This is a genomic window from Paenibacillus sp. NPDC057886 (assembly GCF_042796655.1).
Taxonomy (GTDB): domain Bacteria; phylum Bacillota; class Bacilli; order Paenibacillales; family Paenibacillaceae; genus Paenibacillus.
This window is the reverse complement of the sequence record NZ_JBHVMZ010000006.1, coordinates 531,833-558,541: the sequence shown is the minus strand read 5'-3', so window position 1 is coordinate 558,541 and position 26,709 is coordinate 531,833. Positions and strand designations below refer to the sequence as shown.

Below are 26,709 nucleotides of genomic sequence, written 5' to 3'. Positions count from 1 at the left end.
CTTCATGTTCAAAAGTCTCATTCCTCTCCAGTCGAGCAGGTACCAAAAAAGCGGCCTCCGCAGAGACCGCCCAGCTTGCTTTTTATAAAATAGAACTTCGTCCCTGGCTACACTCAGCTTGCCCGGGATGAAGGGTTAAGATTCATCTGCTGTTCACGTTGACGTGTACGACGTCCTTGACCCGGAGGCGTAATAATCAACGCCAGCAAGAGCGAGATGGCACACAGTACAGCGATCACAATAAAGGTAAGATGGAATCCGCCCAGCAGGGCGCTGATAAACGATCCAGCCAAGGCACCAAATCCAAATCCCTGATAGATAACGCCGTAGTTTTTGCTCTGATTTTTCAATCCAAAGTAATCTGCCACAATCGCCGGGAAAACCGTGATATTGCCACCGAAACAGAATGCGATAGCGGCCACACAGGCGAAGAAGATGCCAAAGCTCAGAGGTACCAGGCTCAGCGTCATTACGGCAACAGCCGTAACCAGCAGTGCTCCGGCAATAACTTTCATCCGTCCCACTTTATCCGACAGCGCCCCCAGAATGATACGTCCAGCCGTGTTAAAGATGGCAACCATCGCCACTGAATTCGCAGCTGTAGCCACGTTAAGTCCTGCCAACTGCACACCGATGTCTTTCACAATACCGATCAGATACAGTCCACTCATACATGCCGTGAAGAAAATAACGAACAGCATATAAGCTTCTTTCGTGCGCAGCATTTCTTTGACCGTATAATCATGACGCGGTTCTTGTTGCTTCCCACCGTCCGTGCGGCTTGCTGGAGCTTGTTCACGAACAACCGCTTCACGGATCAGGAACGAGCCGCCCACAATTAATACCAATACAATAATGCCCCAGTACATAAAGGCTTGAGCAGGACCAACGGCACCGATTAATGCCGAGTTCACGTATTTGAACAACAGACTGCCCGTACCAAAGGCCCCGACCGAAATACCTGAGATCAGACCTTTTCGCTCAGGGAACCACTTGATTAGGTTGGACAGGGAAGTAATATACGCCGTACCATCCGCGAATCCAACCACAAATCCGGCCAGAATATAGAGCAGTGTCAACGAACTCACTTGAGAACTGAGCACGAGTCCCAGACCAAGCACAACTCCGGCTACCCGAATCAGGCGACGAAGCCCCCATCGTTCTTGCAGTCGACCTGCAAATAGTGTGGCAAATGCCAAAGCAAAACTGGTAATCGAAAAAGTTATCGCGACCGAGCTGACGTCCCATCCGAAACGATCAGACAACGGTTGATTAAATAAACTCCAGGTGTAGATGGTTCCGAGACCCATTTGTACAATAATTGTTCCCAGTACAATAAGCCAGCGGTTCATTTTCATAGATGCAAATGCTGAATTAGGTGCGGATGAAATAGCTGCTTTCATCGTGATCTCCCCTTTGCCGATGTCATATATATGAATGCGTTCACAAGCTAATCATACATGAAAGGGGATTCATTACACCGATTTGAGCATGAGTTGCATCAGATGCGGAATGAAATGCCTCTAGATGCGCATGAGCTGCCTGAATTCCTTGACCTTGCCCCGGCTAACGGGTACTTCAGCCTCCAGATCACGCAAACGAAGCAGGTATGTATTGTTAAACCAGGGCACAATTTCACGGATTTGAGACAAATTCACCACGTAAGAACGATGGCAGCGGAAAAAGGTTTCCTGCGGCAATCGGCCGTGAAAATCCGAAATGCTGACCGGCATCGTAAACTCACCGTTTTTGGTATACACCTTCGTTACTTTCTCCTGTGCTTCCGCATAATAAATATCGGCGGTGTCTGTCACAATAATATTGTCATTGCGCAGCAGGTTGATACGTCGTCCATTCTGGGCATTGGATTCCCGCTCCTGCCTGTTGGATGCAGACCATTCATCGTTTGCTTGAGCCGTATTGTGAGTCTGTCCATCGTCGCTGCTACGTTCACGTTCCTCCGTCTCATGATCCCGTCTAAATGCCGTTTCGAGTTTATTCAGCATCGTGGCAATTCGTTTCTCATCATAGGGCTTCAGAATATAGTCAAACGCCTCCAGCTCAAACGCTTCAGCGGCATGTTCCTTGTACGCCGTTGTGAATACGATATATGGCTTGCTCGCAAATTTCCCAATATGATGTGCCAGCATCATGCCATCCAGCGAAGGGATATTGATATCGAGAAAAATAACGTCGACTTCCTGCTCCTGCAGAAACTTCAGCACATCCAGTCCATCTTCCAGACAATCTACTACTTCAATTTGGCTATGTTCCTGTATCAAGTAATTCAGTTCCTCACTTGCCGGAATTTCATCTTCAACAATAAGGGCTCTCATTGACCGTTCATCACCTTGTTACTACATCTCCTTTGGGTACATCAAATAAAATATCGGTTCCTTGCTCCAGCCGTGTAATCGTTAAACCCTGTCCATAAATGAGTTTCACCCGACGATGCACGTTGTACAACCCGATCTGGTTGGCAGGCATACGGTCATGGTATACACGCTCAATAATGTCGGCTCCAATGCCTGCTCCTGTGTCACTGACCCCAATTCGCACAAAGTCAGCATAATCCTGTACCCGAATCCGTACGGTCCCGGGTCCTTTTACCTTGAGAATGCCGTGTATAATGGCATTTTCCACAAGCGGCTGGATGACCAGACTTGGTATATGCACAGCCACCTCATCGATATCATAGATGACGTTGAGCCTGCTGCCGAAGCGCGCCTTCTCAATTTCCACATAATTGCGGACCTGCTCCAACTCCTTGTGAATATCAATAAGCTCATCCGACAGCTCCAGGTTATAACGCATATATCCAGACAGATTCACAATCAGCTCGCGCGCCCGATCCGGCTTGGTGCGAATGGATGAAGCAATGGCGTTCAGCGCATTGAATAGAAAATGAGGATTAATCGTGGTCTGCAATGCACGCAGCTCCGCTTTATTGGCCGCCGCCTTGATCTCCTCTACACGGGATACTTCCATCTGGGTGGAAATAATCTGGGACAGACCCACAGCCATCGTTTGCAAAGGATACGTAATCTTGTACGCTTTGCGGTAATAGATTTTCAGGGCACCCGTCACTTCGCCCCGCTCTTTGAGCGGAATGATGAGGAGGGAGTGAATATCCGGCGTTTTTTCGTCAATTACATCATTGCTGATTGTAATCTCTCCGCTGGAGATCGTCTTCTTCGTCATCTCACTAATAATTTCATTACCGATGTGATATCGTTCCTCCCCAAATCCCACATAAGCCAGTACATTTCGGGTATCCGTAATCGCAACCGCATCAGCCTGAATATCCTCCTGAATAATCCGACAGATTGTCCGCAGGGAGTCCTCATCAATGGAACGGAAGTACGGCAAGGTCTTGTTGGCAATCTCCAGCGCCAGCTTGGCTTGACGAGCTGCAATCATTTCCTTTTCCCCTTCCACACTCTGCACCAGCAGCACGATTAGCCCAATATTCACCTCACCCAATATCATCGGAAGCGCAATCTTCGAGACAATGTCGGCCCCAAGAGGATCGGGATAGGAATACAACAAGATAAGCAGCATCGTAAGCGCCTCACAGATCATTCCGGCTGCAATACCGATCATCCAACGCTTCGACTTATGCGTATACTTATGTATATACCCGGAGACCAGACCTGCAAGGATACTCGTAATCAGGCACGGAATCGCCGTGACCCCATCCATATCAATCAAGTACCGATGCACCCCGGAGACAATCCCTGTTATGATGCCCACAGGCCCTCCAAACAGAATGCCGCCAGACATGATCGCAATAATGCGCACATTCACCAGTGAGCCTTCCACATTAATACCGGTATACGTACCAAAGATGGCAAATGCACAGAATAACAACGTAACCGCAATGTACTCCTGCCATCTCAATTTTCCCTTTTGCAAAATCTGTCTAAACCGCGGTATCCTCGACAGAAAGAATAAAAAAATAATCAGCAGTGCCGCCCGTTCAAACAAACCCAGCAGCATCGTAAACATCTCCGTCAATCTGACTTCCTCCACATCCGTCAAAAATAAACGCCCTTATCGCAGCAGCGTTTTCCTCACTTGAAATCCATGTATGCTCGTAAGCAACAGTTTACCGCTCCCCCAGAAGGAAAGCAAAGTCAATCCTGTGAAAAAGAAAGGTGTAGTTAAATGTTTGTAATGCTACTCTTAGGTTCACTTCTGCTGTTTAGTGGTTTGTGGTTCATCATTTACTTTATCTCGAAGCGTACCAAAAAGCCTAATCACTCGTCTGCTCATGTGCTGAGAGTGATTTTATGTATTTCGATCCTCGTCCTAATAGTTGAAAACCACATATACGAAACAGTACCTTCTAATGCCATTTTAATTTTAGTATTTATAGCATCATTAATAGCTACCAGCCCTTTTTTTGTTAAGAATAAAGAGTGATGAGATGATACTAAAGGATCTTCACAAGCACAAACCATCAGAATTCTCCACCTTCACAAATAGCAATCGCTCCGTTTCGTTATGCATAATCGCTTTTTCAAATGTCATTAAATACTTGTTCTTGACTCAAACATTCAAAAGGGCGGTCCATAAGTCATCTCCCTGACTTATGGACCGCCCCTTCCACTAAAATTACTTCATACACATTTGATGTAATTTGGTTTTTATAAAGTGAAACCAAATTTACACAATAACGGAGAGGACAGAAAAAACCTGAAGAAGCGAAGCGTGCGCCTTTATCCCCGGATTTTACCCTTTGAAAAAGGTAATTCAAAAAATCCGGGGATAACAGCGCTCGGAAGGTTGTTCTGTCATCGTAGTGCCCCGTGTAAATGAAACTGTTTCATTTTATGCCACCCAACATTACATCAAATCCCTACCTAAACATGCCCCACAACTTAATCAAATGAAACGTATTGTTCGGATCAATCTTCTGCGCGAGAACAAAAGCAACGAATTGCTCCTCCTGAGTCGCAGAAAAATTCTCGTTCAAAATGACCGCTGACGACTTGACCATCCTTCTCACCTTGGCCTTATCCTGCAAATCGGACTTGGTGACCCCATCTATCAACTTTTTGATACGCTCTTTGACAGCGGGATTTTTCATCTTTGTTTTAATCCGCTCCACCAGCTGCGGACTGATTCCATATTGTTGGTAACCCAAAACGTACAGCACCTCCTGAATAATGAACTCACTTCTTATTCATATGACAGGAGGGCTTGTACACTTGACATTTTTACACGGAAAATGTGGAAAACCACACATCTACAGCCCCAATTAATCGATCAGATCACCCTGGAATACTTGCTGCTGCTGTAAAAATTCACGTAAAGGAGCGTAGTCAACAGACGTCCAGAAACTCGCATCCGCAATGAGGCTGGACACATCATCTCGCGCCTGCTCCAATACGGCAAAATCCGCAACCATGTCGGCAAGACGGAACTCGGGTAATCCACTTTGCTTCGTGCCAAAGAAATCTCCTGGTCCCCGCAGATCCAGATCTCGACGGGATACTTCGAATCCATCTTCGGTTTCCGTCATGACCTTCATGCGCTCCTGCCCGACCTCCGTCTTGGGATCAGCAATCAGCACACAATAGGAGGCATGAGCGCCCCGACCAACCCGGCCACGAAGCTGATGCAGCTGCGACAGACCGAATCGGTCCGCATCCATAATGACCATCAGCGTTGCGTTAGGCACATCGACCCCGACCTCCACAACCGTTGTCGAGACGAGAAGCTGAATCTCGTTGCTGTAGAAGTTACGCATCATCTCTTCCTTCTCACCAGCCGTCATCCGTCCATGCAGCAGACCTACACGGTACTTCGGAAAGTTCTGCTGCATCTGAATATGCAGGTCAATGGCATTCTGTACATCCAGCTTCTCCGATTCTTCGATGAGCGGGCAGATCAGATAGGCTTGGCGTCCCTGGTCCACTTCGCGCGAAATAAAACCAAGAACCCGGTCCATCATGTCATGCTTGACCCAGTACGTCGAGATCGGAATTCGTCCCTTTGGACGTTCCGAGATGGTCGATACTTCAATATCACCAAAAGCCGTAATAGCCAGTGTTCGCGGTATCGGCGTCGCCGTCATTGTTAACACGTCCGGGTTATATCCTTTACGCCGCAAAACGCTGCGCTGATTCACACCGAAGCGATGCTGTTCATCTGTAACGACAAGACCCAGATCGCGGAAAAATACATCCTCCTGTATCAGAGCGTGTGTACCCACAACGATATCAATCATGCCCATCTGCAAGGATGCAATCAGATCTTTGCGCTTCCGTCCATTCACACTACCCGTTAACAGCCCCACAGTTACGCCAAAAGGTTCAAACAGCTTTTGCAGTGAGCGCATATGCTGTTCTGCCAGAATCTCCGTAGGGACCATTAGAGCCCCCTGAAACCCGGAACGAACTGTCGTATACAGGGCAATTGCTGCAATAACCGTTTTACCTGAGCCTACATCTCCCTGCAGCAACCGGTTCATCGAATATGGTGAACGCATATCATGCAGAATTTCAAGCTCTACCTTCTTCTGCGCATCTGTCAGTTCAAATGGCAAACTGCGAACAAACTCGCGAATCGTCGTATTATCCGTTGTGTGCACTACACCATCCATGCGATCCCGGTTCAATGCACGATACGCCTGCATCTTGAGTTGAAACAAAAAGAGTTCCTCATACACCATCCGCTGTCTGGCCTGCTGGCCTTCCCGGTTATCCTGCGGACGATGAATCCCAGCAATCGCCTGTTTGCGAGGCATAAATCCATATTTCTTCATGAGCGATTGAGGCAGAATTTCGGGGATCATTTCCCCGAATTGGACTAAGCCCTGATTAATCGTTTTGCGCATCCAGGACTGCGTAAGCTTACCCGTTACCGAATACACAGGCTGCAGCGTGCCTGATCGTCCTTCCCCTTTATCCGGGAATTCCGAATCCGTTACGGTCATCTGCATACGCTTCTGTTCCCATTTTCCCGTAATGACAATCTCTCGGTTGGGCGTAAGCTGCTCCTTCAGAAAATGTCGATTGAACCAGGTCGCTGAAATCATCCATTCTTCCGTCATCACCTTACAGGTAAGGCGTGACTTTTTGCCATAACGCTGCAACACCGGGATACCCATCACTTTACCCTGTACCGTAATTTTGTCCCCATCCTTTACTTCACTGAGCGAACGAAGACGATAATCCTCATAACGGAACGGATAATATTCAAGCAAGTCTTTTACAGTAGAGATGCCAAAGGCGTGAAGCTCTCCCTCTTTGAGAGCACTCACGCCGCTAATTTGTTTTACCGATATTTCTTCCCATTTCATGTCTAATCCCTCATTCCGGAACAGGCCACATAAAGATGGCAATTACGCCTGGCCCAACATGGCTGCCAATGACGGCCCCAATATTGGTATATACCACTTCATTCAGTGTAAAATGTCCGCGTAATTGCTCTGCACAAGCGATCGCTGATCCGGGGTCTGCGGTATGACCTACCGCCAGATTAACACGTTGACCCGCCAGATCCTGCTGAAACAGCTCAATAATGCGTGCCATGGCTTTTTTGTGACCTCTGACTTTCTCCACTGCGTAAATAACGCCTTCCTCATCAATGGACAAGATCGGTTTAATATTCAGCAGTGTTCCCAAGATGGCCGCAGCCTTGCCAATCCGACCGCCTTTCTGCAAATACTCCAATGTATCTACGAGAAAGAACAGCTTGCGGCTCTGCTGCATGGCTGCTGCAGCCGCAGCGATCTCCGCAACGGATTTGCCTTGTTCGGCAAGCTCGGCAGCCTGTACGACCAATAAACCATATCCATAGGATGCAGACTTCGAATCCAGTACCGTTATATCGCCCTCACGTTCCAGCAACGATTTGCCAAGCAGTGCCGATTGATAGGTGCCACTCATGCCGGAAGACAAATGAATCGATACAATGGGCCGTTCCGGGTCCTCATCCAACAGTGTGTTATAGATATTCATAAAATCGGTGGGAGAAGGTTGTGAGGTTGTAGGCAGCACAGATGCCTTCTCCAATTTTACATAGAACTGTTCCGAAGTCAGATCAACGCCGTCTGCATAAGTTTCTTCCCCGAACAAAACACGCAGCGGAACGACATGAATCCCGTATTTACGGATCAGTTCTTCCGGTATATCTGCCGTGCTATCGGTTACGATCGCAACCTTGTGGCTCATCAGATCCCCCTCCTCTTTGCTTAAGTGCTTCAGGACTCTACAGAGAACAAATAATAATAAACCGGCTGTCCTCCAAGATGCACCTCCACCTCAGCATCAGGATATTGTTCTTCAAGCCATGCTACAAGCGCAGCGGTAATCTCAGGGGCAGCCTCGTCCCCCTCAAGGATGGTCACCACTTCATCTCCGCTCTCCATCATCTGTTGCAACAGGCTTTCACATGCATGGAGCATGCTTTCGTCCGTTGCCACGATCTTGGAATTGTGGATACCGATGTAGTGTCCCGCTTTGATATCAAGCTCATCATATTGTGTATCTCTGACCGCATGAGTCACTTGACCGGACTGGACCCGGCTAATCGCCTCAAGCATATGGTCACGGTTGGTTTCCGCAGACTCATCCTCCTGGAAAGCAAAAGCCGCTGCCATGCCCTGAGGGATCGTCTTGCTCGGAATCACAATAATTCGACGCTCATCTTCAAGCAGCTCCCGAGCCTGCTGCGCAGCAAGTACAATATTGGAGTTGTTCGGCAAAATAAATACCTGTTCTGCCGCGATCGAACGCACCGCTTTCACAAAATCTTCAGTGCTCGGATTCATCGTCTGTCCACCCGACAGAACAACATCCACGCCGAGACTCTGGAAAATCTCCGCAATGCCATCACCGGAAGATACCGCGATAAAACCATATGGTGCCATCTCATCTGCTGGTGGCACGGCATGTTCCACACTACGCGTCGCTTCAGGTGGAATCTCTGCGAACAGCTCAGGAGAAGGAGCAATGTCCATGCCTGCAGTCAGCAGATCACGATGCTGCTCACGCATATTGAGAATGTGAATTTGTGTGATTTCTCCATAACGGAGAGCCAGGTTTAATACATCCCCAGGTGTCTTGGAATGCACGTGAACCTTAATCACTTCATCGTCAGCAATGATAATGATGGAATCCCCGTTAACTGACAACGCTTTCCGGAATGCTTCGTCATCGAATGCAACACCTGCGTTCTCTCCAAGCTCGCGGTTAATAAAGAACTCCATGTCATACAGGAACTCAATATCTTCCGTTTCCAGTCGCGCCTGGGCAGACATTGGCATCTCCGGCACGATTACCTGCTGTACAGGCTTCGCAGAAACCACTTCTGACGGTGCACCCGGTTTCAATGCAGATGCCGCTACGGTTGGTTGTACGTCTCTCTGGAAGGATGTACGACTTGCCCCGTCCGTTTGCAACAGAACGTCCATAAAGCCTTCGTAAATATATACAAGCCCCTGACCGCCTGAATCCACAACACCGACCTGTTTCAATACAGGCAGCAATTCCGGAGTCATTGCCAGTGCTTCTTTTGCTTTTAACAATACTTCATTCATTAATTCAGTTATATCATTCGTCCGTCTTGCGTAGTAGCTGGCATGTTTCGCCGCTTCCTTGGCTACGGTAAGAATGGTCCCTTCAACGGGTTTCACTACGGCTTTATAAGCTGCGTCCACACCGTTCTGCAGGGCTGCGGCGAACTGGAGTGTATTCAGTTCCTCGTAAGGAGCAGCTGAACGACTGAATCCGCGGAACAATTGCGATAATATTACTCCGGAATTCCCCCGTGCGCCCATAAGCAGGCCTTTTGATAAAATACCGGCAGCTTCTCCGATGGAGGCAGAACTCTTGCGTTTAATCTCTGCTACTCCTGCACTCATAGTCAAATTCATGTTCGTTCCCGTGTCGCCATCCGGCACAGGGAAAACATTCAGGGAATTGACGTGCTCTGCATGCTGTCCAAGTTGTTCCGCTCCGGCAAGTACCATTGCGGTGAAATCTGTTCCATTTAAAGAACGTATACTCAAGTGAGAATTCCCCTTCCTAGCTTGATACACGAACATCTTGCACCAAGATGTTACCTGGTCTGTTCATGCGCAAACGCTTATCGCGTTATTCTTCGTCCATACCTTGTCCGGCACAGGCATATAATACAACATGTCAGCCGGATTAACGGTCTGGGCGGCCGGGCAACCGATATCCTGCAATTGCTCTGTAACCCCTATTTCGGGGCATACGGATATGCACCGGTATCAAGAGCCGGCATGAATGCCGCATGGAGACTGGTGCCAATGATGGAATGCCGCAGCTCACAGCGTTGCCAAAAAAGCAGACCACCGACCTCTAAGGCCGGTTTTTTCTCCGGCTTCCCCGCGGCAACAGCCTGTTCACCGCTGTATTATGGACTATTCAACATTGTACTATATTAGACAGGAGAAATAAATAAAGTTTTTGGATCAGTTGACGAAGCTTTTTTCAATATGATATTATATTCAAGTATTGTTTTATGCAGGTTTAGTAATGGAAATGATCCGGCTATGCCGGCTTGAACAACGCCATTAGCTACTGGAACCTGACCATTGCGGTCAGGAAGAACAATTTAGCCCGTATGGAATGGCATTCGTGTCTCCTTAGGGCAACTGGTTATTTTAGGATAGGAGGTGTAATCTATGTCTCGCAAATGTTATGTGACAGGTAAGAAACCGGGCACCGGTAACCACGTATCCCACGCTAACAACCGTAACCGTCGTTCTTGGGGCGTAAACGTTCAGAAGGTCCGCATTCTCGTGAACGGTAAACCAAAACGTGTATACGTAAGCACCCGTGCACTGAAAGCCGGTAAAGTGACTCGCGTATAATCACGCAAAGCTACTATAAATCGGGTAAGCAAAAAGCACCTTGTTCCTTGCAGGTGCTTTTTTGGTATTCAGAAATAAAATCATGAATACACACATCAGCATGTGAATGGCCGCCGCATGGCGCTTCGCAGGTTCGAATTCCAGATGATCCTGAAGCCAAAGCGGCGGTATTCGCCAATGGAACCTTTTAATCATGTCAGTTCTTTTGAAACGTATTAAGAATCGCCTTTACAAACCCTCCCAAAAACTTCGGCAGTTTGAATGTGTAAAATTTCATACTTCACCCTCCCCATCATGCTCATGCATCCGCCGTATCCTATGCTCCAGGCCTTCTTTGCCTTAAACACGACAAAAAAGGCTACATGAGAAACCTGCTCATGTAACCATATTTATGCGGAACCCTTTGTCCCTATTCCACAATGACGAGCCTGTTATTCGGTCATTTAGGTTTGGGCAGGGATATATTGATAGACAGCGATCATGAATACACTCAATAAGTAATACAGTATGCTGAATATCACAAAAGTAACCCGAAGTCCTGTACGATCAAATTTGCGGAAGTACATAATGACAACACCAACCCCGATCAATGACGTAATCGCATTGTAAGGGGATTGAATAACCGCAAACATAGCAAGCACCAGTCCCGTAACGAGACTCGCAGCCATTGTCCACAGCGTCTCCTTGAGGTTCATGCTCAGCCTCCGTAACTACTGCGAATTTCGGCAATGGCGGCAGCGCGATCTTCACGTCCAAATACAGCACTTCCCGCAACGAGCACATCCGCTCCAGCTTCAACCACAAGCGGAGCCGTGTCTGCAGCAATACCGCCATCCACTTCAATATGCACGTCATGACGTCCTTTTTCGTTCAGCCAGCTACGAATTTGCTTGATTTTGTTCATAGTGCCGGAGATGAAAGCCTGTCCACCAAAACCGGGATTTACGGTCATGACAAGCACCATATCCACATCGTCCAGCACTTCCTGAATAGCACTCGCCGGAGTTCCCGGATTAAGGGCAACCCCTGCTTTAACTCCCTGTTCCTTAATCAGATGAATAACCCGGTGCAGATGCACACAAGCCTCGGCATGAACCGTAATGACAGCCGCGCCAGCTTTCGCAAATTCCTCCACATAACGCTCTGGGTTCTCAATCATCAAATGCACATCAAGAGGCAAGCTTGTATGTGGAGCGATCGCTTTTACAATCGCAGGTCCAAGCGTAATATTAGGGACGAAATGGCCGTCCATGACATCAACATGAATCCAGTCTCCGCCAGCAGCTTGGGCTTCCGCCACTTCCGCGCCGAGACGGGCAAAATCCGCAGATAAAATAGATGGGGCAATTTTAATCATATTAATACCTCCGCTTTTTGTCTTTCATTTCTGTAAGGAATTGTTCGTAATGCTGATAACGACTTTCGGAGATCATTCCCTCCGCCTTGGCTGCAAGCACCCGGCAACCTGGTTCATGCGTATGGGTACAGCCTCGGAACTTACACTGATCCGCATATTGAGCGAACTCCCGGAAACAAGTGGATAACTCCTCCACACCAATCTCCAGGAAGTCCAGTTGGCTAAATCCCGGCGTATCGGCGACAAAACCACCATTATCCAGCGGTATGAGCTCCACGTGCCTGGTGGTGTGTTTCCCTCGGCCAAGGCGCATGCTGATTGCACTGGTCTCCAGGGTCAGACCTGGCATCAAGGCATTCAGCATCGAAGATTTACCTACACCGGATTGCCCGGAGAATACGCTAATCTTGCCAGCAAGACGCTCCTTGAGCAGTTCATTACCTTCACCGGTTCGTGAACTGGTAGAGATAACTTCATATCCAATTTGCTCGTACAAAGCTTTTACTTCAGTCACTGTATCACGAGCATCGTTTTCTGGATCAGCCAGGTCCTGCTTCGTGAGCACAATCAGCGCATCCAGTCCGGCTTGTTCGATATGTACCAGGAATTTGTCCAACAGATTGAGATTCATGTCCGGTTCCTTCACGGAAAATAACAGAACAGCCAGACTTACATTGGCAACAGGTGGACGAATTAACTCCGTCTCGCGTTTTCGGATCTCATCTACTGTTCCTTCCCCGTTTTCTGTCAGCATGTAGCTGACACGGTCACCCACAAGCGGTGAGGTACCCCGTTTTCTGAGGATGCCTCTGGCCCGGCATTGAACGGCGGAGCCTTCAACCGAAGGCACCTTGTTGTCTTCCAGTGGCATGACATAATAGTAACCGCTTAGCGCTTTAACGATGATACCTTCTGGCATAGCTCCGTCGCCCTCCTTTAATTTATAGTACATTTACCCTGAACGTCGGCAATAAGCCGCCCTTATGGACGGCTTGATGCGTTAACGACTTCCTTTTTCTTATCTTTACCTTTGGCGTGACCATTTCCGGTCTTCATCGCAGAAGTATCGCCCTCGTTGTTCTCCCCTTCACCCTCAACAGGTGTATCCGGTTCACCTTCATGATTCGTATCCACGGTGCCTTCATCACCACCACCGCCTTGATCAGGCTCCTCCGTTGTTGGAGGGGGGTCTGCACCCTTCTCGGGCTCAATGGTAGGCACAACTACCGTTCCGTTTTTAGCATCACTGTAGGACACCAGATACGTATCCAGGAATTGGCCATCCCGATAGACGGAGACAACACCATCGACGTTTGGAGCCAGAATAAGCGGAATTGTCAGCATTTGGACAGACTTGATTGTACGGGTTCCCCATTCCTGACTTTTGCCACGAGCATCCTCGAAAGTAATTCGAATTTTGCTGCTCTTTCCTTCTTCTTTTGGCGAAACGTTAATGTTATAGGCGTAGTTCAGTGCCTCTGGCGGATATCCTGTACTAATGAAAATGGTAATTTTATCACCCGGATTCACCTCTGCACCAGCTTCCACAGGCCATTGCTGTGTCACTTTGCCTTTATCTACGGTGTAGCTCAACTCTTCCTGAACCTGAGCAAGGATTAACCCAGCGGATTTGAGCATACTCTCTGCCTCACTTCGAGTATGGTTTTTCAAGTCCGGCATTTTTATCGTTTTGGAGCCTTTGCTAACGGTTAAAACAATTTCAGTCGCTTCAGGATCAAATTCTTCATTGACTCCAGGGGTCTGGGAGATCACGTTCCCGGATGCAATGTCATTCGAGAAATCATCCTTGCGTTTGATCTGATCCCCGTTGATGCCAAGAGCGATCAATTTCTTGACAGCCTCATCATAGGTATTGCCTTCAACGCTGATCATTTTGGTCAGTTCTTTTTCCGCCCCAACACTCAGCTGGACCTCAGAGCCTTCCTTGACCACATCGCCTTCATTTCGGGTCTGTTCAAATACAATACCGGGCTCCACATCCTCCTTGTACTCCCGGATGACATTATCACTGACCACAAGCCCTTGATCCTGCAACATTTGACGAGCCTTTTCCTCGGTTTGGCCAATCACATTGGGTACAGTCACATCAGGCACAACAAGCATACCCTTCACGTACCACACAACTCCAACCATCGCGATAAGAATAAGCACTGTCAAGGAGATCAGCAGCGCCGGCTTCTTCCAGTTCTTTGTTTTGGGTTTGCCCTTGTTGTTATCTTCGTCAGACTCCATCACGGGTATAGCACCTGTGGATGTAACTCCACGCGGCTCCGGCTTGATCGCCGGCATAACACGGGTCTGATCGATATCATCCTCATCCGGAAAATCAATCTTCGATTCATTGCGTCTTTCCGGCATCAGGCAGGTTTCCAGATCCGTCTGCATTTCTTTGGCGGATTGGTAACGCTCCTGCGGATTTTTGCGCATGGATTTCAGAATAACGTTCTCCACGCTTTGCGGGATAAGCGGATTGAATTTGCGCGGTTCATCAAACTCTTCCTGCAAATGCTTCAAAGCAACGCTAATCGGACTCTCTCCCAGGAATGGAAGCTGCCCAGTCAGCATTTGATAGAGTACAATACCAAGAGAATATAAGTCCGACTTCTCGCCAGTCACGATGCCTTTGGCATGCTCAGGTGAGAAGTAATGTACGGAACCAACCACCGAGCCGGTCTGTGTAATCGTTGTGGACGTAACCGCACGGGCAATCCCGAAATCCGTTACTTTCACCCGGCCATTACGACCAATCAATATATTGTGCGGTTTGATATCCCGATGAATGATCTGATTATGATGTGCATGATCGAGAGCATCTGCAATCTGGGAGGCGATCCGAACCGCTTCGTCCACCTGCAGAGGCGCCCGCTCTTTAATAATTTCATTCAGGTTTTTGCCTTCAACATACTCCATAACAATATAATGAACGTCATCTTCCTGCCCCACATCGTAGATACTGACCACGTTAGGGTGGGACAGAGATGCTGCGGACTGTGCTTCCCTGCGGAAACGGCGAATAAACTCTTCGTCATGCACAAATTGCTGCCTTAACACTTTGATGGCAACGTTCCGGTTGAGCAACAGATCCTGGGCCTTGTACACAAGAGCCATGCCGCCACCGCCGACACGCTCAATCACTTCATAGCGTCCGCCTAGCTGGTGCCCAATCATGACTCACACCCCGTTTCCGATGTCACGGAACCTTCCTTTTGCAGTTCGAATAATGCCACCGTGATATTGTCATCTCCTCCAGCAAGCAAAGCCAGCTGAAGCAAGCGATCTGCCCGATCTTCCAATGCCAGTTCCAGATTACCTGCGACCTGAATGATCTGCTCATTGCTGACCAGATTACTAAGCCCGTCACTGCACAGGAGAAGAACTTCGCCTTCTTCCAATTTGACGGTATCCAGATCCACCTTCACTTCAGCGTCTGTCCCAAGTGCACGTGTCAGCACATTGCGACGCGGATGATGAGAGACATCTTCTTTGCTGATCTGACCATTTTTGAACAATTCATTGACCAGCGTATGGTCCTCGGTCAACTGGATCACATGTTTGTTTGCAATTTTGTATGCTCTGCTGTCACCGATGTGACCAATAACGCCTTCCGTATCGTTCAATAATGCCGCAACCACGGTGGTCCCCATGTTGTGGTAATTATCATCCGAGGAGGCAGTGCGGAAGATCACTTCGTTGGCATGCAAAATAGCATCGCTCAATGCGGCTGACAAAGACGCATATGAAAGACCCGGCTCAAGCGTTCCCAGATCCTGCACCAACGTCTCTACCGCCAGGCGGCTCGCTGTATCTCCTGCAAGATGTCCGCCCATACCATCGGCAACAATACCCAGAATATAACCTGTATCGAGATTTCGAATCCAGGCTGAATCTTCATTCACCGAACGCACCCGTCCGATATGGCTCACATGAACTGTTTTGATCAAAACGTTCTCACCTCAACTCCATATGCTTTGCACGAAGCTGACCGCAAGCGGCAGCAATATCATGTCCCTGTTCGCGACGAATGGTTACATTAACACCCTGCTCCGAAAGAATCTTCTGGAAATTGAAAATGTCGCTTCTGGATGTTCTTACGTACTTGCGCTCAGGTACATGGTTGACCGGAATCAGGTTCACGTGGCACAGCATGTTCTTAAGCACGCTTGCCAGTTCTGCCGCATGTTCCGGCTGATCATTCACACCACCGATAAGTGCGTACTCAAACGTAATTCTGCGACCCGTTTTTGCCAAGTAATAACGCAATGACTCCATTACATCGTCAAAAGGAAAACGGCGGTTTACCGGCATCAATTTGGAACGCAATGCATCATTTGGCGCATGGATGGAGATCGCCAGGTTAATCTGTGTATCTTCATCTGCAAACTTGTAGATGTTCGGTACGATTCCACTTGTGGACACCGTGATATGACGCTGACCGATGTTCAGCCCTTTTTCATGGATCATGATACGCAGGAACGTCATCGTTGCTTCATAGTTCTCAAAAGGCTCACCTGAACCCATGATCACGATGCTGCTGACCCGCTCACCGCGTTCATCCAGAATTTTCTGGGCTTGCACAACCTGAGCGACAATTTCACCAGCTGTAAGGTTACGTTTGAGTCCGCCCAGCGTGGATGCACAGAACGTGCAGCCAATCCGGCATCCAACCTGTGTTGTTACACAGATGCTGTTACCATAGTTGTGCTTCATGATAACTGTTTCGATCGCATGATCATCATGCAGACCGAACAGGAATTTTACCGTTCCATCCTTGGATTCAAACTTCGTAATTTCAGTAAGTGTAACGAATTCAAATTGTTCAGTCAGCTTTTCACGCAGCGCTTTGGACAGGTTCGTCATTTCACTGAAATCATTCACACGTTTCACATAAATCCAGTCGAAGATCTGACCACCGCGAAAAGCCGGCTCCCCGTTCTCAACAGCCCACTGTTGCAGCTCCTCCAGGGAATAATCATATATAAAAGGTTTCATTTTGTTGTCAACACCTATTCCTTCTTTTCTTTTCATTTGGCTTGCTTCTTTACGTTCCATTCGTACTATTCTATCACAAAGACCACTTTACATCCATGTATACCCTTGATGCCTTTACTTCATGCATTATAACACCTCAATGCCTGCATCGCACCCTATCATCACATTTTACTGATGTTGAACACCTTCAGTCTAATCACAAAGAAATCCGCCGAAGTTCCCCTCGGCGGCTATCCTTCAGTGCTCTATTAAACTGTTAATCCGCCATCCTTGTCAACCTGGCAATGAAAAATCCGTCACTGTGAGCGTACTGTGGCAGGATCTGCACGCCACCGTTCACAACCTTCCACTCGGCTGTTTCCATACCAGACCAGCCAGACTCTTCAGCGGCTTTGTATTCCGGATGCCGGTCCAAAAAGTCAGCGACCCTATGCTCGTTCTCCGCAGGCTCGATTGTACACGTACTATACACCAGAATACCACCCGGCTTTAATAGCGGTGCAACCCGATCCAGCAGTTCACTTTGCAGATTGGAGATCTCCTGGATATCTTCCACAGTTTTCGTCCATTTGACATCCGGCTTGCGGCGAATAACACCTAGACCTGAACATGGCGCATCCAGCAGAATGCGGTCAAATGATGCCTCTGGATAACGCTCATCCAGATCAAGCGCATCACCTGTTACAGCATCAATGCAGCTAAGTCCCAGACGATCTGCCTGATCCATGATCAACTGACGTTTATGAGCATGTACATCATTGGCCACAATCCGTCCACGGTCCTGCATTTTCTCCGCCATATGGGCTGTCTTTCCGCCGGGAGCTGCACAGCAGTCCAGTACAGTCTGACCTTCTTCAGGCCCAACTGCCTCGGCTACAAGCATGGAACTTTCATCTTGAACGGACAGCAAGCCATCCCGATACCAGGACGTAAGAGCCATGTTGCCACCACTGCGAACGAGAATACCGTCCGGACTAAGTCGGGAAGGTTCCACGATCGCCCCCGTGCTCTCCATCTCTTGCATCAGTTTCTCACGTGTAGTCATTGTCGTGTTCACACGAACACTAACCGCAGGCGGTTCATTATTTGCACGGCAAATCGCTTCCGCTGTCTCTTCACCATATTGGCTGATCCAACGTTCGACCATCCACAGCGGGTGAGAATGCTCAAGTGAGATACGTTCAGCTGCAGGCAAATGTTCGGGAATGCGCAGTTCATCCCGATTGCGAATCATGTTCCGTAGAACGCCATTCACCATACCGGAGATGCCCTGATGACCCAATTTCTTAGCCAAATTGACAGCTTCACTTACCACCGCGTGTTCCGGAATACGGTCCAGATATAACATCTGGTACACGCTGATGCGCAGCAGACTGCGAACCCAAGGTTGCAGCTTGGATACACCTTTGGCTACATAGCGTTCCAGAAAATAATCAAGGGTATTCCGTCTCGCGATCGTACCATAGACCAATTCTGTAGCCAGTCCGGCATCTGCCGGACTTAGCTCAGCTTCTTTCAGACGCCGGTTCAGCTCAAGGTTGCTGTAAGCTCCTTCTTGCTCAACGGCGCTGAGTACCTTAACGGCTAGTGCACGAGCAGATGTTTTAAGTTTCTGGGAGCGAGATGCACCATTTGCGGCAGATTGGGATGCAGATGAATTTCCTGCAAGACCCAATTTTCCCGAATTCGGACGACGCTGGTTTCCTCCGCGCCCGGACGCATTTCCTGCGACTTTATGACCATTTCCTGACGGACGGCCCGATGTATTTCCGCTCATTGCAGCACCGTTCCTGGTTTCAGGGTACCACCACGGGCAAAGTCAGCAGCTTGCATTACTTTTTTGCCTGCGGGCTGAACCTCAGTAAGCCAGAGAGAGCCGTCACCTGTGCGAACTTCAATGCCGTTTTTGCCCAATTGTAACACCGTTCCCGGCTCAGCTTGTCCAGCATCCGAAGACGTGAGCACATCCGTCTGCTCCGGGTTTGCTGCTGCCCAGACCTTGAAGACCTGCTCATCCCACATCGTAAATGCACCCGAGAACGGCACAAGACCGCGAATCTGATTGAACAATTCACGCGACGTTCGATTCCAGTCCATCTTCTCGTCATCCCGAGTCAGATTACGTGCATACGAAGCCTCGGCTTCATCCTGCGGGACAGCCGTTGTTTCGCCTGAAACCAGCCGCGGCATTTCTTCCTGAAGCAATTTGGAACCCGCTTCGCTGAGCTTTACAAACATGGACCCTGACGTATCTTCATCCGTAATCGCCACTTCCACACGTGAGATCATATCTCCCGTATCCAAGCCTTCTGCCATGAACATCAGTGTAACTCCCGTCACCGGCTCTCCATTAATAATGGAACGTTGAATCGGGGCACCACCGCGATATTTTGGCAAAAGAGAGCCATGCACGTTCACACAACCACGAACGGGCATATCCAGCACAGCTTTGGGCAGAATCTGCCCAAAAGCCGCAGTCACAATCAGATCCGGTTTCCATTCAGCCAATCGGGCTACCGCTTCTGGAGCACGCAGTTTCACTGGTTGAAATACAGGCAGGCCGTGGCGTTCTGCCGCAGCCTTGACTGGTGTTGGTGTAAGCACCTTTTTGCGACCCTGTGGTTTATCCGGCTGTGTCACTACCCCAACCACGTTATATCCCTCTTCAATAAGCATATCTAGAGACGGAACTGCAAATTCAGGCGTTCCCATAAAAACAATATTCAAATCGATCACTCCTTAGTTACGACGCGGCCCGGTTTGATCGGCTGCAATTTCGTACACCTTTTCAGCAATATCCGTAAAGAGTACGCCATCTAAATGGTCAATCTCATGTTGGAATGCGCGAGACAACAATCCGCTGCCCGTGATGATCAGTTCCTTGCCTTCGCGGTCCAGCCCTTTGACTGTAACCGTCTCAAAACGACGCACATCACCATTAATGCCAGGGATACTCAAGCAGCCTTCGGGTCCAAATTGCTCTCCCTCGCTCGAAATGATCTCCGGATTGATCATCTTGATCAGGCCCTGCTCATCTCCGCAATCGATCACAATGAGGCGCTTCAAAATACCAACCTGTGGTGCAGCAAGACCTACGCCTTCAGCGTCATACATCGTATCTGCCATATCATCCAGCAGTTTCTGTACATTGGGTGTAACTTTGGTTACTTCTTTAGCTCTTTTGTGTAGTACCTCATCCGGTTCTTTCACGATAATACGAATCGACATGTTGTAAGCACCTTCCTAATCCTCATCATAATTTCAGGACATCAGGCTCATTTCAAAAATAAGTACTGATTTTCTGCTATGTAGCAGGTATCAAAAACTGATTTTAAGATCGAGCCATCATTCATGTTGTTTTTAATCTATGTTTATACCGCTTGTTTACATCCGCATTTTACTACCAATGCTCACATTAACATTTGCGGGTCTACATCCAGACTAATTTGCAGCTTCTGCGCCTGAACATCGTCGTCCATGCGCCGGGCCGTCGCGAGCGCCAGTCCAATGGCGTCGACATCCCCCCGCCATTTTATCATACATTGGAATCTGTATCTATTCTTGATCCGAGGAATCGGTGATGCTACCGGGCCAAGCACGTCAAAGGCATCATTGCTGAAACGATCCAAACTACCTAACCAGCCAGCAGCGTTTGCCTTTTCTTTCAGTATTCGTGTGTAGTTCTCAGCCAGCCGGATCAGTACCGGAAGCTGCTCATGTGAGAAAGTCACCAAAATCAGGCGACAGTAAGGCGGGTACTGCAAATTGCGCCGATGCAATAATTCCTCACGGACAAACGAAACATAGTCATGCTGGCTCGCATGCCCAATCGAATAGTGCTCTGGTGTATAGGACTGGACAAACACCTCGCCCGGTAGTTGATGTCGACCTGCACGGCCTGCCACCTGGGTGAGCAGCTGAAATGTTTTTTCGGCAGCCCGGAAATCCGGCAAATTGAGTGCCGAGTCTGCTGTGATTACACCAACCAGGGTGACATCAGGAAAATCAAGCCCTTTGGCAACCATTTGGGTACCCAGCAAAACGTCTGCCTTTTTCTCGCGAAACTGCTTCAATAGCTTCTCATGCGAACCTTTTTCGCTCGTTGTATCCACGTCCATCCGAATAACGCGAATACCTGGGAACAGCTTCGCCAATTCTTCCTCTACCCGCTGTGTGCCTGTACCGAAATATCGAATATGCTCGCTGCCACAATCCGGGCACACTTCTGGTGCGGCTTCCGCATATCCACAATAGTGACAACGAAGATTGTTGGAGCGCTGATGATAGGTTAATGAAATATCACACTCGGGACAACCTGCGACGTATCCACAACTGCGACACATCACAAAGGTGGAATATCCACGTCGATTCAGCAAAAGAACGGTCTGTTCCCCACGCTCCAACCGCTCTTCCAGTCCTTTGTGCAAGGCGCGGCTGAACATCGAGCGATTTCCGTCCTTCAACTCTTCGCGCATATCAACAATCCGTACTTCCGGCAGCTTATTACCAAGTGCGCGGGTAGGCATCTCCAACAAAAGTGGTGCAAAGTCATCATTACTCTGTGAACGAGCAGCATAGTAACTTTCCAGCGAAGGTGTCGCTGAGCCCAGGACAACGACCGCCTGGTGCTGCTGAGCTCTTTTTACCGCTACATCACGGGCATGATATTTCGGGGTTTCTTCCTGTTTATATGAAGTCTCATGCTCCTCGTCCATAATGATCAGACCCAGACGACTGAACGGAGCAAAGACTGCTGAACGGGCGCCAATGGCAACCTTCACCTGACCTTCCCGAATTTTGCGCCACTCATCATAACGCTCTCCACCAGACAGACGACTGTGCATCACGGCAACCTGATCACCAAAACGTCCTTTAAAACGCTCAACCATTTGTGGTGTCAGTGCTATTTCGGGTACAAGCACAATCGCCTGCCGATCCTGTTCAATACAGCGTTGAATGGTCTGGAGGTATACTTCCGTCTTGCCGCTGCCTGTTACACCATGAAGCAAAAAGACGCCATGGCGCCTTTCCTGCAATCGACCATTAATATTGTTATAGACATGCTGCTGCTCGTCGGTCAGAGTCAGTGGCTCGGTCGCACGGAACTTACGTCCCTGATAAGGGTCACGAAAGACTTCGACGTCTTCCGTTACAACCAACCCTTTCTCCTCCAGTCCTTTGACTGTAGCCGCTGATACCTGAAGTGTGGACAGCAATTCTTTCATCGCCATTGGCAACAGTTCTTTCATTTCCAGCAAAAATGCCAGAACTTCCTTCTGCCGTTGTGCCTTTGCCGGAAATGAATCCAATGCCTCCTCCGCAGCCGCTACATCTACAGCTAGATCAATGGATTTCATCGTTTTTTTATTCAGCTTGTCCTTGATTGCCTGGCTCTCCAGCAGAACACCACTGAGCAACAACTTCTTGATCAGCGCAGCATGATTGGGGTATTTACGACTCAGTTGCTGGAGGGGAACCTGCCCACGACTCTTCACAAAACGAATAATATCTTGCTGCACCTTTTCCGAGGTCGATTCTTCTCCCCACACAAAAAGAACTTCTTCGCCTGACGCCGAACCTGCCATTTGTCCATCCAGGGCATCTCCAAGTGAGATATACCGTTCTGCTTTCCCTTTCAGCGCAGTCGGTACCATCACCTGCAAAGACAGAATGCGGTTGCTGGCATAACGTTCACTCATCCATTCGGCTAATTCAACCAAATCTTCAGACAACGGTGGAACGATATCCAACAATTCCTGAATCGGTTTGAGTTTGAAAGTCTCCGTGCCCGTGCGAGGCACCAGATCAATCACGAAGCCCTGCACCGTCCGATGACCAAAAGGTACACCTACCCTGCTGCCAATTTCAATCCATTCACGCATGGATTCCGGCACCAGATAATCAAACGGCCGGTCCGTTTCCTTCACAGGAACATCGACAATAACTTTGGCGATCTCCATATTAATTCCTCCCGGCAATGCGCTCCGCCGCAATCGAAAGCAACCGGCGAGCCACCTCTTCCTTGGCCACCACCTGAAGCTCTTCCACCAAACCTTCACGGTCATAGATGTGCACCGCGTTGGTATCTGTTCCAAATCCGGCACCCGCCTGGGTGACATCATTGGCTACGATCAGATCACAGTTTTTCCGTTCCAGTTTCTCACGTGCATACATTTCTACTGAATTTGTCTCCGCAGCAAAACCAATCAAAAATTGATGGCTCTTCTGCTTGCCCAGCGTTTCAAGAATATCTATATTTTTAATAAGTTCAAGCGATAATGTATCGCCTTTCTTCTTGATTTTCTCCGTGTACACTTCTTTGGGGCGATAATCCGCAACAGCTGCGGCCTTAACCACGATATCTGCATCATCCCATTGGCTTGCTACCGCATCATACATATCCTGCGCAGACTGTACCGGGATCACATGTACATTGGCTGGTGGCTGAACCTGGGTATTCCCCATAACTAAAGTCACATCTGCCCCCAGATCGCGAGCTGCTGCTGCAATGGCAAAACCCATTTTTCCTGAAGAATCATTGGTAATATATCTCACCGGATCAATGCGTTCAATGGTTCCTCCTGCAGTGACCACAACCTTCTTCCCGCTCAATAAAGAAAGCTGTTCATTGCGTTCCCGTTTGGCAGACTCCTGCTGTTCAAAAAAACGTTCCACCACATCGACAATCGTCTCTGGCTCTTCCAAACGCCCTTTGCCCACATACCCGCAAGCCAGTTGACCTTCACCCGGTTCAATCATCATGGTTCCCCGCTCGGTTAACAGGCACATATTATGCTGTACCGCCGGATGATCATACATATGTACATTCATCGCTGGCGCAATCATCACCGGAGCAGTGGTTGCAAGCAGGGTTGTTGAGAGCATATCATCTGCCATGCCATGTGCCATTTTGGCAATTACATTGGCTGTTGCCGGCGCAACCAACACAAGATCGGCCATATCAGCCAGATGGATATGCGAGACGACCGAAGGCTCCCGCTCATCAAAAGTATCACTATATACCACATTTCGGGTCAAGGTTTGCAGCGTTAATTCGGTAATAAACTGTTTCGCGGAATTCGTCATAATGACATGAACGTCCGCTCCTTTTTGCACCAGCCTGCTGCACAATGTAGCCGCCTTGTATGCGGCTATGCCGCCAGTCACACCAAGCACGATTTTTTTACCGTTCAACATGGTTATCCCCCCGATATATACGACGTTTATAAGGATGAATAGAGAAAAAAATAACAACCTCGCGGTTGTCAAATAAATCCGGCTTGCGCCGTATGCAGTTGAAGAGCAGCCGCAAGCGGCTTACTCTTCTTCCTCTTCGTCCTGTCCTTTGATGACAACGAGCAGATCACCATAAATTTCTTCAAGTGCAACGCCAACCTGTTTATGGGATCTGGCATTTCTCAAATCCGTTTTCTCACCTTCACGAAGCTGTCTTGCCCGGCGGGAAGCGGCAACAACAAGGGAATACTTGCTGTCGACTTTGTTCATCATTTCATCAATAGAAGGATACAGCATATTTACAAAACACCTCTTTGCATTAGTATAATCACAATTCGCCGCCTGACGGAATCATAGTGCACCGCTCGATACGCTAACCAGACTGGAGCTGCTCTACATATATTCTATGACAGCAGTTCCACTGATTATCGCATTTTGCGGCGGCAAATGGATTATTTATTGATCTTACAATGTTCGGCGATAATGATGCTTTCTATTCGTTTACACGCCAAATCAATTTCATCATTAACGACAGCGTAATCGTACTGCTCCAGCAAACTGATCTCATCTACCGCGACGGACATCCGATGATCGATCGTCGCCTGACTTTCCGTACCACGGCCTTGAATGCGATCTTTAAGCTCGTCCAATGAAGGAGGCAACAGAAATACAAAGATCCCTTCCGGAAACTTTTCTTTCACTTTCAACGCGCCTTGAACTTCAATCTCAAGAATGATGTCCCGGCCTTCGTTAATCGTTTTCTCCACAAAATCACGCGGTGTTCCGTAATAGTTCCCTACATATTCTGCATGTTCCAGCAATTGATCTTCAGCAATCATGTTCAGGAATTCTTCATGGCTTCTGAAGAAATAATTGACGCCATGTTCCTCACCCAGACGTGGCTGACGAGTCGTAGCCGATACAGAATAAATCAATTCCGGCACCCGTTTGCGCAAAGCGCTGCATACTGTACCCTTCCCGACCCCAGATGGGCCGGACAACACTACCAGTAATCCCTTAGACATATTACACTCCATTTTATTCGTCGTTGTCATCATCTTTCGAAGAAAGACGATGGGCGACCGTTTCTGGCTGAACCGCAGACAGAATGACATGATCGCTATCCGTAATAATAACGGCACGAGTACGTCTTCCGTACGTTGCGTCTATCAGCATATGACGGTCTCTTGCCTCTTGTATAATCCTCTTGATCGGCGCCGATTCCGGACTCACGATGGATATAATCCGGTTCGCCGATACGATGTTACCGAATCCAATGTTAATGAGTTTGATTGCCATAATCAGGTTCTTCCCCCTATACATGCGACTCTTTTGCCGAAATATGACCGTTCATTCGATATTCGCCGCTTGCTCACGAATTTTCTCCAGTTCCGCCTTCATTTCGACAACACGGTTCACCAGAGCCAAATGGTTGGCTTTTGATCCAATCGTATTGACTTCCCTATTCATCTCCTGAATAAGAAAGTCCAACTTGCGGCCTACTGGCTCATCACTTTTCAGCAGCTCCCTGCTCTGTCCAAAGTGACTCAGTAGACGCGTAAGCTCTTCCTCTATGTTAGAACGATCGGCAAACATAGCAATTTCCATACCCAATTTATGCTCGTCAAAAGGGAAAGAGCCTTCTTCCTGCATTTCCGTAAGCCTTTGTCTTAACTTGTTGCGATGATCACTCACCACAGTCGGCGCAAGAGCAAGCATCTCGGTATGCAGCGATTCCAGACGACTGACACGTCGTTCCAGATCACTGGCCAAATGAAGACCCTCGCGGGCGCGCATCTGCTCCAGACCGGATAAAGCCTCTTCCAACCCCTGCTGCAGGACACGCTCCCATTCGTCCTTCTGCTCTTCCGGAAGCGAACTCGTCCCATCCGAATGAACCATGACCTCTGGAAGTACCAGCATATCCATAATGCTCGGTTTGCCCTGCATACCATAGCGGCTCTCCAATTGCTCTGCGGCCTGAAGATAGGCCCTGACCGCCTGCTCATTCAGAACAGCGGGAAGAGCCTGGTCTTCATCTTTTTCTTTCATCACATAAACATCAATCCGCCCACGTTTTAAGCGACTCTGTACCTTTTTCCTCAATCCGTCTTCATAACACGTCCACTCTCTCGGGAGACGCATCATCACTTCGCAATAACGATGATTGACAGACTTGATTTCCAATTGTACCTTATAGCCTCCAAAATGAAAGGCGGATTGACCGTATCCGGTCATACTGAATGACATCGGC

The 26,709-nt window shown here is 48.5% G+C and carries 24 protein-coding genes; 1 reads left to right on the top strand and 23 read right to left on the bottom strand.

Annotated elements, in window-relative coordinates; all coding sequences use genetic code 11:
* Positions 1-113: 113 nt before the first annotated feature.
* The 7 genes from ACFVQB_RS22750 to ACFVQB_RS22720 all read right to left on the bottom strand — a co-directional run bounded on the left by ACFVQB_RS22750 (position 114) and on the right by ACFVQB_RS22720 (position 10,021).
* Positions 114-1,403, bottom strand: coding sequence for an L-lactate MFS transporter (locus ACFVQB_RS22750; protein WP_379444306.1), 1,290 nt, complete (start codon positions 1,401-1,403; stop codon positions 114-116).
* Positions 1,404-1,523: 120 nt separating this feature from the next.
* Positions 1,524-2,336 (bottom strand): LytR/AlgR family response regulator transcription factor, encoded by an 813-nt coding sequence (locus ACFVQB_RS22745; RefSeq protein ID WP_379444302.1) that lies wholly within the window; start codon positions 2,334-2,336, stop codon positions 1,524-1,526.
* Between the two features lie 10 nt (positions 2,337-2,346).
* Positions 2,347-3,999: a LytS/YhcK type 5TM receptor domain-containing protein gene (locus ACFVQB_RS22740; RefSeq protein WP_379444482.1), complete on the bottom strand. Its 1,653-nt coding sequence runs from the start codon at positions 3,997-3,999 to the stop codon at positions 2,347-2,349.
* An 862-nt stretch (positions 4,000-4,861) separates the two neighbouring features.
* Positions 4,862-5,149 carry a stage VI sporulation protein F gene (locus ACFVQB_RS22735; protein ID WP_379444298.1) on the bottom strand — a complete coding sequence of 96 codons (288 nt, stop codon included), beginning with the start codon at positions 5,147-5,149 and terminating at the stop codon, positions 4,862-4,864.
* Between the two features lie 114 nt (positions 5,150-5,263).
* A complete protein-coding gene (recG, locus tag ACFVQB_RS22730; protein ID WP_379444294.1) occupies positions 5,264-7,309 on the bottom strand; it encodes an ATP-dependent DNA helicase RecG in 2,046 nt (681 codons plus the stop codon).
* A 10-nt stretch (positions 7,310-7,319) separates the two neighbouring features.
* Positions 7,320-8,183, bottom strand: coding sequence for a DegV family protein (locus ACFVQB_RS22725; RefSeq protein WP_379444290.1), 864 nt, complete (start codon positions 8,181-8,183; stop codon positions 7,320-7,322).
* Between the two features lie 29 nt (positions 8,184-8,212).
* Positions 8,213-10,021 carry a DAK2 domain-containing protein gene (locus tag ACFVQB_RS22720; RefSeq protein ID WP_379444287.1) on the bottom strand — a complete coding sequence of 603 codons (1,809 nt, stop codon included), beginning with the start codon at positions 10,019-10,021 and terminating at the stop codon, positions 8,213-8,215.
* A gap of 642 nt (positions 10,022-10,663) precedes the next feature.
* Between ACFVQB_RS22720 and rpmB the strand changes: the two genes are divergently transcribed.
* Positions 10,664-10,852, top strand: a complete 189-nt coding sequence (gene rpmB, locus ACFVQB_RS22715; protein WP_024631107.1) for a 50S ribosomal protein L28 — start codon at positions 10,664-10,666, stop codon at positions 10,850-10,852.
* A 196-nt stretch (positions 10,853-11,048) separates the two neighbouring features.
* Here rpmB and spoVM read toward each other — a convergent pair whose 3' ends face one another.
* The 16 genes from spoVM to ACFVQB_RS22635 form a co-directional block, all read right to left on the bottom strand.
* On the bottom strand, positions 11,049-11,129 hold the full coding sequence (gene spoVM / locus ACFVQB_RS22710) for a stage V sporulation protein SpoVM (protein ID WP_019424875.1): 81 nt from the start codon (positions 11,127-11,129) through the stop codon (positions 11,049-11,051).
* 166 nt (positions 11,130-11,295) lie between these two features.
* A complete protein-coding gene (locus ACFVQB_RS22705) occupies positions 11,296-11,547 on the bottom strand; it encodes a hypothetical protein (RefSeq protein ID WP_315793133.1) in 252 nt (83 codons plus the stop codon).
* A gap of 2 nt (positions 11,548-11,549) precedes the next feature.
* The gene (gene rpe / locus ACFVQB_RS22700) at positions 11,550-12,209 is read right to left on the bottom strand and encodes a ribulose-phosphate 3-epimerase (RefSeq protein ID WP_053784310.1); all 660 of its coding nucleotides are present in this window, start codon (positions 12,207-12,209) and stop codon (positions 11,550-11,552) included.
* Between the two features lies 1 nt (position 12,210).
* Positions 12,211-13,128, bottom strand: coding sequence for a ribosome small subunit-dependent GTPase A (gene rsgA / locus ACFVQB_RS22695; protein WP_379444273.1), 918 nt, complete (start codon positions 13,126-13,128; stop codon positions 12,211-12,213).
* A 62-nt stretch (positions 13,129-13,190) separates the two neighbouring features.
* Positions 13,191-15,398 (bottom strand): Stk1 family PASTA domain-containing Ser/Thr kinase, encoded by a 2,208-nt coding sequence (pknB, locus tag ACFVQB_RS22690; protein ID WP_379444270.1) that lies wholly within the window; start codon positions 15,396-15,398, stop codon positions 13,191-13,193.
* Entirely contained in the window at positions 15,395-16,171 is a 777-nt protein-coding gene (locus tag ACFVQB_RS22685; RefSeq protein ID WP_379444267.1) for a Stp1/IreP family PP2C-type Ser/Thr phosphatase, read from the bottom strand. The genes pknB and ACFVQB_RS22685 overlap by 4 nt, the downstream gene beginning before the upstream one ends.
* 7 nt (positions 16,172-16,178) lie before the next feature.
* Positions 16,179-17,219, bottom strand: a complete 1,041-nt coding sequence (gene rlmN / locus ACFVQB_RS22680; protein ID WP_090901040.1) for a dual-specificity RNA methyltransferase RlmN — start codon at positions 17,217-17,219, stop codon at positions 16,179-16,181.
* A 256-nt stretch (positions 17,220-17,475) separates the two neighbouring features.
* On the bottom strand, positions 17,476-18,996 hold the full coding sequence (gene rsmB, locus ACFVQB_RS22675; RefSeq protein ID WP_379444263.1) for a 16S rRNA (cytosine(967)-C(5))-methyltransferase RsmB: 1,521 nt from the start codon (positions 18,994-18,996) through the stop codon (positions 17,476-17,478).
* On the bottom strand, positions 18,993-19,946 hold the full coding sequence (gene fmt / locus ACFVQB_RS22670; RefSeq protein ID WP_379444261.1) for a methionyl-tRNA formyltransferase: 954 nt from the start codon (positions 19,944-19,946) through the stop codon (positions 18,993-18,995). The genes rsmB and fmt overlap by 4 nt, the downstream gene beginning before the upstream one ends.
* A 12-nt stretch (positions 19,947-19,958) precedes the next feature.
* Entirely contained in the window at positions 19,959-20,447 is a 489-nt protein-coding gene (gene def / locus ACFVQB_RS22665; protein ID WP_024631117.1) for a peptide deformylase, read from the bottom strand.
* Between the two features lie 182 nt (positions 20,448-20,629).
* Positions 20,630-23,179, bottom strand: coding sequence for a primosomal protein N' (gene priA, locus ACFVQB_RS22660; RefSeq protein ID WP_379444258.1), 2,550 nt, complete (start codon positions 23,177-23,179; stop codon positions 20,630-20,632).
* Position 23,180: 1 nt separating this feature from the next.
* Positions 23,181-24,416 carry a bifunctional phosphopantothenoylcysteine decarboxylase/phosphopantothenate--cysteine ligase CoaBC gene (coaBC, locus tag ACFVQB_RS22655; protein WP_379444256.1) on the bottom strand — a complete coding sequence of 412 codons (1,236 nt, stop codon included), beginning with the start codon at positions 24,414-24,416 and terminating at the stop codon, positions 23,181-23,183.
* Between the two features lie 120 nt (positions 24,417-24,536).
* Complete coding sequence (gene rpoZ / locus ACFVQB_RS22650) at positions 24,537-24,752, bottom strand: DNA-directed RNA polymerase subunit omega (RefSeq protein WP_024631120.1); 216 nt, start codon at positions 24,750-24,752, stop codon at positions 24,537-24,539.
* A 155-nt stretch (positions 24,753-24,907) separates the two neighbouring features.
* Entirely contained in the window at positions 24,908-25,480 is a 573-nt protein-coding gene (gene gmk, locus ACFVQB_RS22645; RefSeq protein WP_024631121.1) for a guanylate kinase, read from the bottom strand.
* A 13-nt stretch (positions 25,481-25,493) separates the two neighbouring features.
* Positions 25,494-25,754, bottom strand: a complete 261-nt coding sequence (gene remA, locus ACFVQB_RS22640; protein WP_006209218.1) for an extracellular matrix/biofilm regulator RemA — start codon at positions 25,752-25,754, stop codon at positions 25,494-25,496.
* Positions 25,755-25,805: 51 nt separating this feature from the next.
* The gene (locus tag ACFVQB_RS22635) at positions 25,806-26,705 is read right to left on the bottom strand and encodes a YicC/YloC family endoribonuclease (RefSeq protein ID WP_379444253.1); all 900 of its coding nucleotides are present in this window, start codon (positions 26,703-26,705) and stop codon (positions 25,806-25,808) included.
* Positions 26,706-26,709: the final 4 nt, after the last annotated feature.